Origin of the sequence: Xenorhabdus beddingii (assembly GCF_002127545.1) — a bacterium.
Lineage (GTDB): Bacteria > Pseudomonadota > Gammaproteobacteria > Enterobacterales > Enterobacteriaceae > Xenorhabdus > Xenorhabdus beddingii.
In genome coordinates this window covers 50047-63289 of sequence record NZ_MUBK01000015.1, presented here as the reverse complement: position 1 = coordinate 63289, position 13243 = coordinate 50047, and the positions used below count along the sequence as shown (strand labels likewise).

The 13243-nt window shown below is 44.5% G+C and carries 11 protein-coding genes; 6 read left to right on the top strand and 5 right to left on the bottom strand.

The window, feature by feature from the left end; all coding sequences use genetic code 11:
- Positions 1–7 precede the first annotated feature (7 nt).
- The 6 genes from Xbed_RS10330 (at position 8) to Xbed_RS10305 (ending at position 7116) form a co-directional block, all read left to right on the top strand.
- Positions 8–340 carry an AprI/Inh family metalloprotease inhibitor gene (locus tag Xbed_RS10330; protein ID WP_086112846.1) on the top strand — a complete coding sequence of 111 codons (333 nt, stop codon included), beginning with the start codon at positions 8–10 and terminating at the stop codon, positions 338–340.
- Positions 341–362: 22 nt separating this feature from the next.
- Positions 363–2120 carry a type I secretion system permease/ATPase gene (locus tag Xbed_RS10325; RefSeq protein ID WP_086112845.1) on the top strand — a complete coding sequence of 586 codons (1758 nt, stop codon included), beginning with the start codon at positions 363–365 and terminating at the stop codon, positions 2118–2120.
- Between the two features lie 51 nt (positions 2121–2171).
- Positions 2172–3509: an HlyD family type I secretion periplasmic adaptor subunit gene (locus Xbed_RS10320; RefSeq protein WP_086112844.1), complete on the top strand. Its 1338-nt coding sequence runs from the start codon at positions 2172–2174 to the stop codon at positions 3507–3509.
- Positions 3509–4906 (top strand): TolC family outer membrane protein, encoded by a 1398-nt coding sequence (locus Xbed_RS10315; protein WP_422641351.1) that lies wholly within the window; start codon positions 3509–3511, stop codon positions 4904–4906. Before Xbed_RS10320 ends, Xbed_RS10315 begins: the two co-directional genes overlap by 1 nt.
- A gap of 325 nt (positions 4907–5231) precedes the next feature.
- On the top strand, positions 5232–5555 hold the full coding sequence (locus Xbed_RS10310; protein ID WP_086112842.1) for an AprI/Inh family metalloprotease inhibitor: 324 nt from the start codon (positions 5232–5234) through the stop codon (positions 5553–5555).
- A 34-nt stretch (positions 5556–5589) separates the two neighbouring features.
- Positions 5590–7116, top strand: coding sequence for a M10 family metallopeptidase C-terminal domain-containing protein (locus tag Xbed_RS10305; protein WP_167371896.1), 1527 nt, complete (start codon positions 5590–5592; stop codon positions 7114–7116).
- Positions 7117–7278: 162 nt separating this feature from the next.
- On the opposite strand, the gene xni is transcribed toward Xbed_RS10305, so the two are convergent.
- The 5 genes from xni to Xbed_RS10280 all read right to left on the bottom strand — a co-directional run bounded on the left by xni (position 7279) and on the right by Xbed_RS10280 (position 13179).
- Positions 7279–8040, bottom strand: a complete 762-nt coding sequence (xni, locus tag Xbed_RS10300; protein WP_086112874.1) for a flap endonuclease Xni — start codon at positions 8038–8040, stop codon at positions 7279–7281.
- 73 nt (positions 8041–8113) lie between these two features.
- Complete coding sequence (gene ppnN, locus Xbed_RS10295) at positions 8114–9481, bottom strand: nucleotide 5'-monophosphate nucleosidase PpnN (RefSeq protein WP_086112840.1); 1368 nt, start codon at positions 9479–9481, stop codon at positions 8114–8116.
- 124 nt (positions 9482–9605) lie between these two features.
- The gene (gene queF / locus Xbed_RS10290; RefSeq protein ID WP_086112839.1) at positions 9606–10451 is read right to left on the bottom strand and encodes an NADPH-dependent 7-cyano-7-deazaguanine reductase QueF; all 846 of its coding nucleotides are present in this window, start codon (positions 10449–10451) and stop codon (positions 9606–9608) included.
- Positions 10452–10546: 95 nt separating this feature from the next.
- The gene (locus Xbed_RS10285) at positions 10547–11482 is read right to left on the bottom strand and encodes a YopJ family acetyltransferase (RefSeq protein WP_086112838.1); all 936 of its coding nucleotides are present in this window, start codon (positions 11480–11482) and stop codon (positions 10547–10549) included.
- Between the two features lie 158 nt (positions 11483–11640).
- Entirely contained in the window at positions 11641–13179 is a 1539-nt protein-coding gene (locus Xbed_RS10280) for a cholesterol oxidase substrate-binding domain-containing protein (protein WP_244182462.1), read from the bottom strand.
- Between the last annotated feature and the right edge of the window lie 64 nt (positions 13180–13243).

The following is a 13243-nucleotide window of genomic DNA, read 5'->3' as shown; positions in this document are numbered from 1 at the left end:
AGGATGTATGGCCAGTAGTTTGAGACTGCCATCCGCTGGTGAGTTGAAAGGATTATGGCAACTCTCCGATGGGAATAGGCTGTGCAGTATTGAATTGACCGATACCCGTTTATCCGAAGATTCAATTTGGGCATTAAAAAGCGATGCTTGTGTCACTGAGTTGATTGGGCAGCCGGTTGCAGGATGGTATCCATCGCCCGATGGCCTCACATTGACTGATGATGATGGCAATAGTCTGGCCTTTTTTAGTCATGAGTCGGAACAGTGGATCGCCTACTTTGTTGATGGCAGAGAACTGGTGATGACTTTCAGTGGCACAGCGAATGCGGTGACAAAATAACAACAACGATAAAGGGATTGCAGTGAAATTAGGCTTTCCGAAGGATGAAATCACGGAGGTTATCCGTGCACGCAGCAAAGTATTCTGGACTATTGGTTTATTTACGGCATTCATCAATCTGCTGATGCTGGTTCCCTCTGTTTATATGCTTCAGGTATATGATCGGGTACTGCCATCCAGTAATGAAATGACCTTGCTGATGCTGACACTGTTCACACTGGGTATGTTTGCCATCATGGGTGGGCTGGAATATATCCGCAGTCAGGTGGTGATCCGCATTGGCAGCCAGTTTGATATGTGCCTGAACCAGCGGGTTTACACCGCTTCGTATGAGTCCAACCTGAAAAGCGGCTCAACCGATGCGGGGCAGATGCTCAATGATTTGTCGACCATCCGCCAGTTTCTGACAGGGAATGCCCTGTTTGCTTTTTTTGATGCCCCTTGGTTCCCCGTCTATCTTGGTGTCATTTTCCTGTTCAGTCCGTATCTGGGGTTGTTGGCCTTGGCTGGGGCCATCATGCTTATCATGCTGGCGGTATTGAACCAATGGCTATCCCAGGCACCTTTAGCCGAAGCCAATAATCTCTCTTTACGATCGGCCAACTTAGCCAGTACCAACTTGCGCAATGCCGAAGTGATCGAAGCGCTCGGCATGTTGCCGACGTTGCGTCGTCGCTGGTTCGGCCTGCATGAGCGCTTTCTTAATTTCCAGCGTATTGCCAGTGAACGGGCCGCATCCATCACCGCCATATCCAAAACCGTACGCCTCGCCTTGCAATCCTTAATCCTGGGGTTGGGCGGCTGGCTGGCGATTGAAGGGAATATCACACCGGGCATGATGATCGCCGGTTCCATTTTGATGGGGCGGGCGCTCTCCCCGATTGAGCAGTTGATACAGGCATGGAAGAGCTGGAGCGCTGCCCGTTTATCATGGCAGCGGCTGAATAAATTACTGAAAGATCAACCCGAACGCAAAAGTGGGATGTCTTTACCCACACCCAAGGGGGTCTTGCTGCTGGAAAAAGTATCGGCAATCCCGCCCGGTAAAATACGTCCGGAACAGACATCACAAAATAACCCGCCTGTCTTGCAGGATCTCAACTTTGCCTTGAATCCCGGTGATGTTCTGGGGGTGATTGGACCCAGCGCTTCGGGAAAATCGACCTTGGCGCGTTTGCTGGTGGGGATTTGGCCGGCACAGGACGGTGTCGTGCGGCTTGATGGTGCGGATATTTACCAGTGGAATAAAGATGAACTGGGTGCCTCCATCGGTTATCTGCCGCAGGATATTGAGCTGTTTGCTGGCACGATTGCCGAGAATATCGCGCGTTTCAATGAGATTGAACCGGAAAAAGTCATTGAGGCGGCAAAAAAAGCCGGTGTTCATGAATTGGTACTCAATCTTGAACAGGGTTATGACACGGTAATCGGTGCCGGCGGTAGGGGGCTGTCTGGTGGGCAGAAACAGCGAATTGGGCTGGCTCGCGCTTTGTATGGTAATCCGTCGCTGGTGGTATTGGATGAACCTAACTCGAATCTGGATGATCTCGGAGAAAAAGCGCTGGGTCATGCGATTGCTCAATTACGGGAGCAGGGTAAAACGGTCGTGGTCATTACCCATCGTCCTTCATTGCTGTCGCAAACAACCCAAGTTTTGTTGTTGGTACAGGGAAAAATGAAAATGTTTGGCCCTTCCCGGCAAGTCATGGCGGCGTTATCGCCGTCTGCGTCTGCGTCACAGACACAATCACAGTTAAAACCGGTCGAACGTGCCTCGTAACATGATTCAGCCCGATTTAAATTCTTGGGATATTGCTATCTGGGAGTAAAAATGTCCTATCAGACCAACGCAAAAGATGCCCAAAATGAGGCATCAGGATTATTGCCGCTGGATGCGAATCGTTACCTGCGAATAGGCTGGTGGGTGATTGGCATCGGCATTCTGGGGTTTTTCCTCTGGGCGGCATTTGCGCCGCTTGATAAAGGGGTCGCTTCCTCGGGTACTGTCGTTGTGGATGGAAACCGCAAAACCGTCCAGTCCCCGGTCAATGGCATCATCAGACAAATTCAGGTGAAAGAGGGCGAGCAAGTCAAGGCCGGGCAGGTTTTGGTTCAGCTCAGTCAAGTACAGGTTAATGCTCAGATTGATTCCCTGAAACAGCAACTTTATACCACACTGGCAACGGAAGCCCGGCTGTTGGCCGAGCAACAAGGACAGGATGCGATTGTTTTTCCATCCACGTTACTGAATCAGCCATTGGAACCCCGTATTCAGGATATCCTTGCGTTGCAAAAACAGCTCTTTTTGTCACGTCGTGAAATGTTGCGCAGCGATTTGGCGGGAATGCAACAAGCTGAGGAAGGGGTAAATTTCCAGATCCGTGGGTTGCGTGAAGCCTTGGGGAGTAAACAGCAACAGCAGGTTTCGCTCAAGGAGCAGGTCACTAATCTGCAACCTTTGACAGAAGAAGGCTATTTTCCCCGTAACCGTTATCTGGAATTACTGCGTAACCAAAGTGAATTAAGTGGCAGTATGGCAGAAATGATGGGGCGGATAGGCCAGCTTGAAAAGCAGCGGCAGGAAACGCAGCAGCGCGTGATTCAGCGTCAGGCTGACTATCAACGTGAAGTCCGCAGCCAATTGGCGGATGTGCAGGTATTGGCGAATGAATTAAGCAATAAGCTGGAAACAGCACAATTTGATCTATCTCATACGTCAATCACTGCTCCGGTGGATGGTTCAGTGGTAGGTTTGACCGTGTTTACCCAAGGTGGTGTGGTGGCTTCCGGCGAAAAACTGATGGAAATTCTGCCCGCCCAAAGTGCCTTGGAAGTGGAAGCGCGTTTAATGGTACACCTGATTGATAAGGTGACTGTAGGTCAGGATGTTGATTTGATGTTCACGGCATTCAACCAAAACCGGACGCCGAAAGTGACGGCTAAGGTAGCCGTGGTTTCGGCTGACCGTTTGGTGGATGGCGTGACGAGGGAACCTTATTACCAGATGCGATTGAAAGTCACCTCTGAGGGTATGGAAAAATTGGCGGGATTGAATATCAAGCCGGGGATGCCGGTCGAGGTGTTCGTGAAAACGGGATCGCGCTCATTGTTGAGTTACCTGTTCAAGCCGTTGATGGACAGGGCATCTACGTCGCTGATTGAGGAGTAATGACAATGTTGGGGTATCGCGGTTTTGCCAATAAACGTACTTTGCTATTGCCGCTGTTTTTAACGGGTTTGTTGGGGATGTTATTTTCTGGTTCCACCCGCGCGCTTTCCCTGACGGAGGCTTATGCGCTGGCATTGCAGCATGACCCCACCTTTCAGGCAGCCATCAAAGAACAGGAAGCCGGACAGGAAGAGAAAAACCTTGGGCTGGCCGAATTGCTGCCCAAGGTAATCTTGAGCTACCAGAATGCCCCACAAAACTGGCAGCAGATGGGATCTCATTCTTTAGATAGGCGAGGGAATGCGGTCAAAGAAAGTCGTGATCGGCAGTATCACAGCTATAGTGGTGCGATTATTTTGACCCAGCCTTTGATCGATTTTGAAGTGTGGGCACGTTATCAGACCCGTCAGGCTTATGCCTTGATGAGTCATGCCCGCTTTCGGGCGGACAGCCAGCAATTGGCGGTCAGGGTGGTGAATAGTTATATGGCTGTCGCCTATGCACAGGACCGGCTGGAGCAAGTTGTCCGGCAGCGGGTTGCCTATGAGGAACAACTGGAACACAATCAGAAACTGTTTTCCTCCGGTGAAGGCACCCGCACCGATGTGGCAGAAACGCAAACACGTTATAGTCAGGTCTTGGCCGATGAATTGAGGGGACAAGATGAGTTGGATGCCGCAATCCGTGACTTGCAGCTATTGGTTGGCATCCCGTTGCCAGCAGATTTGCCGGTTAATCGCTTGTCTAACGCTGCGCAGTTCACAACAATCCAACTGGATACAGAACACTATGCGGATTGGGAACAGTTGGCATTGGGCCAGAACCCTCAATTGGCGGCGGCGCGGCAGAAAGTTGATGTCGCGCTTCATGATATCGCGCGCAATCGGGCGGGATATCTGCCGAAACTGGAGTTATATGCTTCCCATAGTGAGAATAAATCCAGCAGCGATAATAGCATTGACCAAAAATACCGGACAGATTCCATTGGGTTGCGTGTTTCCATGAACCTCTATAATGGCGGAGGAACGGCGGCGGCGGTGCGTCAATCGGCGGCAAACTATGGCAAAACAAAATATGAGATGGAGGCTCAGGCAGGGGAGATCCTGAATGCCCTGCGGCGCAACTATAATGCCTGTGTTAATGGTGAAAAGCGGATACGAGCCTATGAAATGGCCGTGGAAGCGGCTGCATTACAAGTGAAAGCGACGCAAAAGAGTGTTGCCTTGGGGCAGAGAGTGAATGTCGATATATTAAATGCGGAGCAACAACTTTATACCGCGCGCCGTGAACTGTCTCAGGCAAAATATGACTATATGAAAGCGTGGATTGGGTTGCTGAATGAATCCGGTCAATTAAAGGGTGAACACATTAATCTCATTGCTGATTATTTTGGCTGAGTGATTTTATAATTGGTATGACTATTGAATAATACAACCATAATTCCAAATTAATTCATAAGGAAGGAAAGGCAGCATATTCTGTTATCAGTTTATGCTGCTTTTTTATATTTTTATTTTAATAATTGAAATTAATGTGGTGATCTGTTTTATCAAGAATAGAGTAATATGGAACTTCAATAAAAGTTAAACGAGGCATGAGATGATGTCTCATTTATATCAGTTGAAACTATAATTTATATTATTCCCATCGAGTCTTACATGACTATGGGTTATGTCTGCTTATATTTTTTAAATATATTTTTTCTTGGTTGGAGAATTAAATATGAATGACTTGGATACGCCTGAAATTGAAGAATTAACAGGTTTTTGGATGTTGTTAAATGAAGAGGAACATCATTTGACTAATATTGAACTGACAGGAATTCGTTTGCCTGAAGGAACAATATGGGAACTGAGAGATATAGAATCCATTTTGAGTTCTATTCTGGGAAAGGCCGTAGTAGGTTGGCGTCCTGCTCCTGATGGCATTACTGTCACTGATAAAGAGGGTTATCGATTAGCTTTCTTTGGGGCGCTGGGAGGGCAGTGGGTTACACATCTTATTAATGGAAAGAAATTGATTATAAAACCATTTCCTCAAGAATAATAAAATGGTGTTTTTTGATTTTATGGAGGTGAAGATGTCTTCAATAAATAAATCTAATGATAATGATGGTTTGTATTCTGATGCGGTTTCGAAAATACGCAATCATTTGGTTGCTTATGTGCCAAACCATGATCCACATATTAATGTGTTGCATGAGCCTTTATTAGAGGGAGCTCCTAAACAGATTCTCATTCGTGATTTTTTTTGGAAGTATAAAAAATATTACAATCCAATGAAGACTGTGTACTTTAAATATCATATATTAACATCTGATTCTGAATCAGCTAATGAACCTGCGGTTAAGGCAGCCATGAAGAAAGCAAATGTTGCAACGCTTGTAACGCTTGCAACTGTTGGTACAGATGTAAAGGAAGCCTTGGAAAAATCCTATAAATCTTGGGAAAGTGTTGCCAATATTAAATTTACAGAAGTTGAACATTACCATGAAGCTGATTTGGTGGTCGGTTTTTATAATAAAAACATAGGTAAGGAAGATCTCAACCCATTCACTAAATATCCTGATAAATCAATAGATCATAAGTCTCAGACGTGGGTTAATATTAATAATCCTAAATTTTCAGACAAACAATATCTCCAGGTGAATAAAAATATACGTAAGGCATTTACACATGAAATAGGGCATCAATTGTGTCTGTCTCATCCTGGAACGTATGATGCCGATAATAAAAATAGACCTAGTTATGAGAAAAGCGCAACACATTTTGAGGATACTCTTGCCTATACCGTCATGAGCTATTTTAATGAATCGTATACCGGGCAGGATTTTAAAGGCTTATTTCCGTCAGGGCCTATGTTAAATGATATTGCTGCCATAAGAGAATTATTTGGCCCTAATGTTGTGTCAAATTCTGGATCTGAAAATAGCAGTGTTAGATATGGATTTAATTCTAATACTCATCGTGATTATCAAACTGCAAGAAATAAAGATGATGAGTTATTGTTTTGTGCTTGTGATCCAGTCGTTTCAGATGAAAATTCGGTGACTAATATATTTGATTTTTCTGGTTTTACTCAAGATCAGGTCATCAATTTGAATGAGAAACATTTTTCTGATGTAGGTGGGTTGAAAGGTAATGTTTCCATTGCTCGTGGGTGTACTATTCATGTGGCGATGGGTGGTAAGGGTAACGATATTATCATAGGTAACGATAATAATAACTGTTGGCTGGAGGGCACAGCGGGTGATAATATTTTTTACAGTGGCTTAGGTAACAAAGAAATGACTGGGGGACTAGGAAAGAATACATATGTTTATCTGTGTGCTAATCAATCATCAGAATATAATTATGACATAATCCAAGATTTTAAACCCGGTATAGATAAAATTGATTTATCGGCTTTTGTTTTTGGTGGAACAGGAAAGCTCAACTTTGATGTTAATAGCTTTTCTGGTAAACCTGGGGAAGTGTTATTCGAGTATGATAATGCATGGAATATAACTACCGTATATATCACGGTGGAAAAAGAAAAATTTAATAGTCGATTTATGATAGTATTTATGGGTGAGCCAAAATTGAGTCAGTCAGATTTTATTGTTTGATTTACGTGAACGTATTTTATCATTGCGTTTTACCACTGTATTTCATTTTACACGTTGCTTTTGTGCTGGCTGTACTTATACCCTGCTGCTTAACTCCCCCAATGCCATAAACGAGCGGTGATTGGGGGAGTTATTTCCTTACCCTCTGGGATAATTTGAAATCTACCGAACATAACCTAATCTAAGTTGCTGCAAATTACCCTGTAATAACAAGTCGGTTCTTAATGAAGCAATTTCACGGCTGATATAAGCGATTTCTTTTTGAGATGCCAATTTTTTGCGCCATTTATCCGGCAAAGTTTCCAGATCCTGAAATAAATTATCCAGCGAACCCGTTTGTTGTAGCAGCATGGCGGCAGTTTTTGGGCCAATGCCCTGAACGCCGGGAATTTTACTGCTACTGATACCTGCCAATCCCCAATAATCGGGAAGCCTTTCAGGAGGAACGCCAAATTCCTGCTGGATAAAAGGCAAGTCCAACCAGCGTTTTTGGAAGTAATCACGAATTTGGATATTGGGGGAAAGAAGCTGGCAATAGCCTTTATCTGTTGAAACAATCGTCACACGATGCCCGTTATTGGCGACTTTAGTGGCCAGGGTTGCGGCTAAATCATCCGCTTCATGCCCCTGTTGATGCCAGCAGGCTACGCCGAGTTCATTGAATGCCTGCTTAATCAATGGCATTTCCTGTTGTAAGTTTTCCGGCATGGCAGAACGGCCCGCTTTGTAATCGGGGAAAAGCTGATGGCGCCAGCTATGGCTGCGATCATCTTCGTCAAATACGGCAACGGCATGAGTCGGTGATGCGTGGGTGACTAACTGTTTGAGCGCATGTTCGCAGGCGGGAACGCAAGGGCTTCCCTGTACGGCATGGATGCGTCGAATCAGGTTTAAGGCGTCTACAATTAAAAGGTGTATCATGATCATTTACTCCATCCTTGGATTTATTCCCTGGCACCAGCCTCATTGAATATTGAAGAGAAAAGGTATCCGCGATTTATTTGATTATCTCATAGCATGGCTCATAAGCAGTCCCTCCGGGGAGTTTCATGCGATCTTGCTCCACAAAATCCTCTAACAAATGATCCATGTGGTGCATGATGTCAGCATTACCGTGGATCTTGAATGCCCCGTATTTTTCTATGGCATGAATACCGACCTCTTTTACATTACCTGCCACAATGCCGGAAAACGCGCGCCGCAGGGCTGATGCGAGTTTTTCAGGTGGCTGATTTGGATGTAAATTCAGGTTGGCCATGTTGCTATGGGACGGATTGAATGGGGATTGTAAATCGTGGCTGATTTTCAATGACCAGTTGAAGCTATAGGCATCTCCGCTGGAGAGGCGATTTTCTTTGACGCTTGGCATGGCCTTTTTCATGATACGCGCGACTTCTGATGGCGCATCCACAATAATGTGGTAGTAATGACGAGCCGATTTTCCCAGAGTATTAACGATAAATTCATCCAGCACCCGGAAGTAATCGGCACTCTCTTTGGGACCGGTCAAGACCAATGGCAAAACTTGATCTTTGTTTTCAGGGTTCATCAGGATAGCCAGTAAATACAGGAGTTCTTCTGCTGTTCCCACGCCACCGGGGAAGATAATGATACCGTGGGCAATGCGGACAAACGCTTCCAGACGTTTTTCGATGTCAGGCATGATGATCAGCTCATTCACCAGCGGGTTGGGTGGCTCTGCCGCGATAATGGAAGGCTCTGTAATACCGACGAAACGACTGTTTTTATAATTCTGCTGGGCATGTCCTACTGCGGCTCCTTTCATTGGCGCTTCCATGGCACCGGGGCCACAGCCCGTGCAGATATTCAGTTCGCGCAATCCCAGCTCACTGCCTACCTTACGTCCATACAAATACTCTTTTGCATTGATGGAGTGACCGCCCCAACAAACAATCATATTAGGGTCTTCTGCAATATGCAGTGCTTTGGCGTTGCGCAGAATAGAGAAAATGGTGCTGGTAATATGCATACCATTTTCCATGTTTAAATTGTGTGCTTTCTGCGCATGGGTAATTTGCGCGTGAACGAACAAAATATCCCGTAACACCGCGAACAGGTTTGCCTGCAAGGAGCGGATAATTTTACCGTCAACAAAAGCGTCTTCTGGCGGGTTGATCAGTTCCAGTTTTACTCCGCGTTCTCTGCGCAATACGTTGATATCAAAATCTTCATATTTTGACAGTAATTCTTTACAGTTATCGGTTTGACTTCCGGAATTAAGAACCGCCAGTGAACAGTTACGAAAAAGGCGGTATAAATCACTGCTTGCGGTACGCTTAAGCGTATCTACTTCAAGCTGAGAGAGTAAATCCATTGATCCTAATGGATTGACATGTGTAATCAAGAATGACTCCTTTTGCCCTTTAGGGGGGCCTCAATGATTTATACTCGTCGTCTTTCAAGTTGCCGCTTTGTTGGCTGCATCTTGAAATCCATTGGGTATATTTGTCTCTAATCAGGTTAATCGATTATTGACGGGCTAGTCGGCCTATCGTTGGGACAAATGGTTCATTACTGCGCCACGGATTGATATCCAGTCCTCCCCGACGGGTATAACGGGCATAAACAGAGAGTTTTTCCGGCGCACATAACGTCATTAAGTCATTGAAAATACGTTCAACACATTGTTCATGAAACTCATTGTGATGACGGAAAGAAACTAAGTAGCGCAATAACTTTTCCTGATCGATACCGGGGCCTTTATAGCGGATCATGACAGATCCCCAGTCAGGCTGATGAGTGATCAGACAGTTCGATTTGAGTAAATGGCTGACTAAAGTTTCTTCAATGACAGGGCCAGTTGCTGCATGGTTAAGATAATCGCGATTGAATTGATAATCATCAATTTCAATATCCTGATTATCGATGCATTTTCCATCAAACTCGGCAATCGGCTGCTGACTGAAATCATGGAGGGGCTGTAAAACGACCTCAATATCACCCTTGGCACAAGCGGATAAATCCTTTTGCAGGGTTTTTTGCACGGTTTCCCAATCAGCAAAACGAGTTTGGTTAAAACTGTTCAGATAGAGCTTAAAACTTTTTGATTCGATCAGGTTTTCACTGGCTGCATCTAAGCTGACATGACCGATGGCAACTTGAGGGACGCCACGTGCGTTGAGCCAGGAGAGTTCGTACAGGGTCCAGATATCTGCACCGTGAAAAGGGAGATTTTCCGGATATAGCCCAAGCGGTTCACGATTCATACTGCGGGGAACGGCTTGCAATAAAGTGGGATCATAGTGATCGCGGTAGGGGGTGGGTTTACCTAACGTGAGTTGGGAAAGAGCCTGACTATCCTGATATAAAGGCATGAATGAGGATTCCTTAAAACTGAAAAACGTTCGACTGTAGGGTAGTCTGTAGTGTACCAAGGAATCCTAACGGTTCGTATTTTTATTGTGCATTATTAGTTGCTTTCCTCAAGCCAGAGTAGAGCCATAGCCATCTGCCTTTCTTTTTCTGTTTCTGTAATGAGAGCCGCCTTTGCAAGGCTGAGCCTTTTTTCTTCAATGGATTTACTGTATGTCCGTTGTTTACCATCAATATTACGCGTAACAATATGGGATTGATATCGTGCTTCCAGGGTTTCTCCTTTTTTATTGACTGTTATTGCGTTTTTGCTTGGATGGTGCTGTAAATAGGCATGAATCGGTTTCATTGAATGTGAATGCTTGAAGAAATCGATGGGTAATAATTTGATGGCTTGATCGAAACATACCACTTGATATTCTACACATATCTCATCAGATAATAATTTTTCTCGTGGTCGGGGAGAATAATATTTATTATATTCGTTGATAAATGTTATTGCATTATTAAAAATATTTCTGTGAATTTCCGTGAAGTGCTGAGAATACTTGTGCATTTTTTTTATAAAATGTAAGCAAAAAAGCAAGCAGTCTGCGGGGCTATTTTGTATTTGACTGTAAATATAGAGGGTTTTTAACTTATCATTATGTTTTTTTCTCTTTTCGGAGTACTTGAGTTGAAATGGAATGAATATGTTTTCCCCAAGGCTTGGGTCCACAAATATAATAGAAACATTATTTTTTATATCTTTAAAAACATTTGCTGCGGCAAAATGAACCCCCGTTCCTGCTGTATCTGTTTTGATGATATACCGTTTATGCTGATTAGGCGATACATCTAATGCATTTTCAATAAAATCACCTATATTATCAATAAATTGTTCATGCGCATTCATGGAGTGATATTTTACATTAAAATACCTTAATATACTCTTGGTGTTGTGTTGATCGAGAAAAATATTATTAAATTGTGAGTTGTTTTGCTTTTGTCGTTCAATTTCTTTTATGTATTCTTTTAAGTTTTCTCTATTCATTTGATTTTCCTGTTTAAATAAATTTTCATAATAGTGATGCGCGAAAATTCCGAAGATCCCTTACTCCCCGTAGTACGGGGAGTAAGGAAGTGTCCTACAATTTTTAGATTTCATTTAATGGAGAGTCGATATAACGATATATCTACTATTTGTTAAGTTTATTTGGAAAACAATTTATCTAATAATGGCGACCTAAATATGTGATGTGGGTCATATTCCTGCAATGCAGCCATCGTTGAATCCCAATTATTGTCAGCAGTCAGTCCATCCGTCAATGAAGCGGGAATGATTTTGGTTAAAACATGCTTATTTTCCCATGCAACATGGGAGCCATAAGCCCAACCTTTACTCCATTCAACACGCGCTGAGGCATAAGAGCCGTCAAATTCGTTGAAGAGCCATTGTTCAAATTGACGGCAGAATTCAATGGCATGGGGTGTTTCTGGAAAGGTTAAAACATCAAGCCAAACCGCGACATCCCATTCTGGTTGATCCAAACGGGGACGAATGGCTGATAGGCTGGGCGCGACCGCCCTTTCGTGCATAACTTCCGCAGGATCATCTAATCCAGTGACTCTGACTTCGATAGGGCCGTTGATGGGATATTGCCCCTGACGGGAAAATTCACGCATTAATTTTTGCCATTCGGTATAAAATTTATTCAGAACACGTTGAATATCGGCACGGCGCGTTAAGACCGCATAACCATTTGCGGTAACACGCAATGTTGTTGGTTTCACGTACAACAACACATTTTTACTCCAACCCCAAATATCGCTCCCATTACCTTGTAAGGCGGTATGTGACAGTTGATATTGCATCTCGCCGACCAAGGGCGTTATGGCCGGAAAGTGGGTAAGAATGTTGTCGATAATATCGGATATGGCGGGTGAAATATTATCGGAAAATGGATAGTTATAGGGCGTTTTAACTTCTGTACTGGAGGGCGGCTTGGTGGGTTCCACACTCCAGACTTTTAGCCACGGGATACTGGTAAAGGGAAATAGAATGATCTCAGCCCGACCGCTTTTATCGAGAAAGTGGCTCAAGGTTCGACTATTTTCTGAAGATTCGGAATAAGCAAATAATTCAGCCGCAGGTATGTTGGTGAAACTCTGACACCGCAAGCGTTGATTTTTACCCGCCTGAAGCTGAACTTCTAAAATCAGGGAGCCGCCCAGATGCGTCAATAGTGGTGCACAGTTGGGATCACTGCGTTCAAAACGTTTAATCGTATATTGCTGGCTTGCGGTATCCCACACAACAGCAGACAGGGATAATATCGCATTACTCAGAGAGCCGTATGTGTGTCCGGGAAGTGGCGTTTCACCTTGTGCTTGAATGGCGCTGCCATGCCCGCCGATGGCGAGAACGCCTCCTAATGTTAAATCACCGGGAGCGGGCGTTGCGGTGAAGCCAAGATGCTGCTCCTCCATTTGTGTCATCAGCGACTCCATCAGGATGCCCGTTTGTGCGGTAACGATAGAAAATTGAGCGCGATGCTCAATATTGACGTGAGTGAAATGTGCAGAGAGATCCATCAGCATAATGCGATTTTTGCCATCTTGCCCAGATGCCAATATCAAGGGTGACCAGTTATGAGATTGCCCTACTGCCCTTAGCTTATAGTTCGCCTGCCATGCCCAGTTGACGACGGCAATAACGTCTTCAACAGAACGTGGTATACAGCATGGCACGTTATGAACCTGAATTTCTCCTGACCAATTTTTAAAATTTAAATTTTTCCATATTATATTTTGG

What these genes read in the sequence shown, in the direction of transcription:
- Xbed_RS10330 (WP_086112846.1), top strand. Translation starts at nt 8, where the DNA reads ATGGCCAGTAGTTTGAGACTGCCATCCGCTGGTGAGTTGAAAGGATTA.
- Xbed_RS10320 (WP_086112844.1), top strand. Translation starts at nt 2,172, where the DNA reads ATGTCCTATCAGACCAACGCAAAAGATGCCCAAAATGAGGCATCAGGA.
- Xbed_RS10315 (WP_422641351.1), top strand. Translation starts at nt 3,509, where the DNA reads ATGACAATGTTGGGGTATCGCGGTTTTGCCAATAAACGTACTTTGCTA.
- Xbed_RS10310 (WP_086112842.1), top strand. Translation starts at nt 5,232, where the DNA reads ATGAATGACTTGGATACGCCTGAAATTGAAGAATTAACAGGTTTTTGG.
- Xbed_RS10305 (WP_167371896.1), top strand. Translation starts at nt 5,590, where the DNA reads ATGTCTTCAATAAATAAATCTAATGATAATGATGGTTTGTATTCTGAT.
- queF (WP_086112839.1), bottom strand. Translation starts at nt 10,451, where the DNA reads ATGCCTTTATATCAGGATAGTCAGGCTCTTTCCCAACTCACGTTAGGT.
- Xbed_RS10285 (WP_086112838.1), bottom strand. Translation starts at nt 11,482, where the DNA reads ATGAATAGAGAAAACTTAAAAGAATACATAAAAGAAATTGAACGACAA.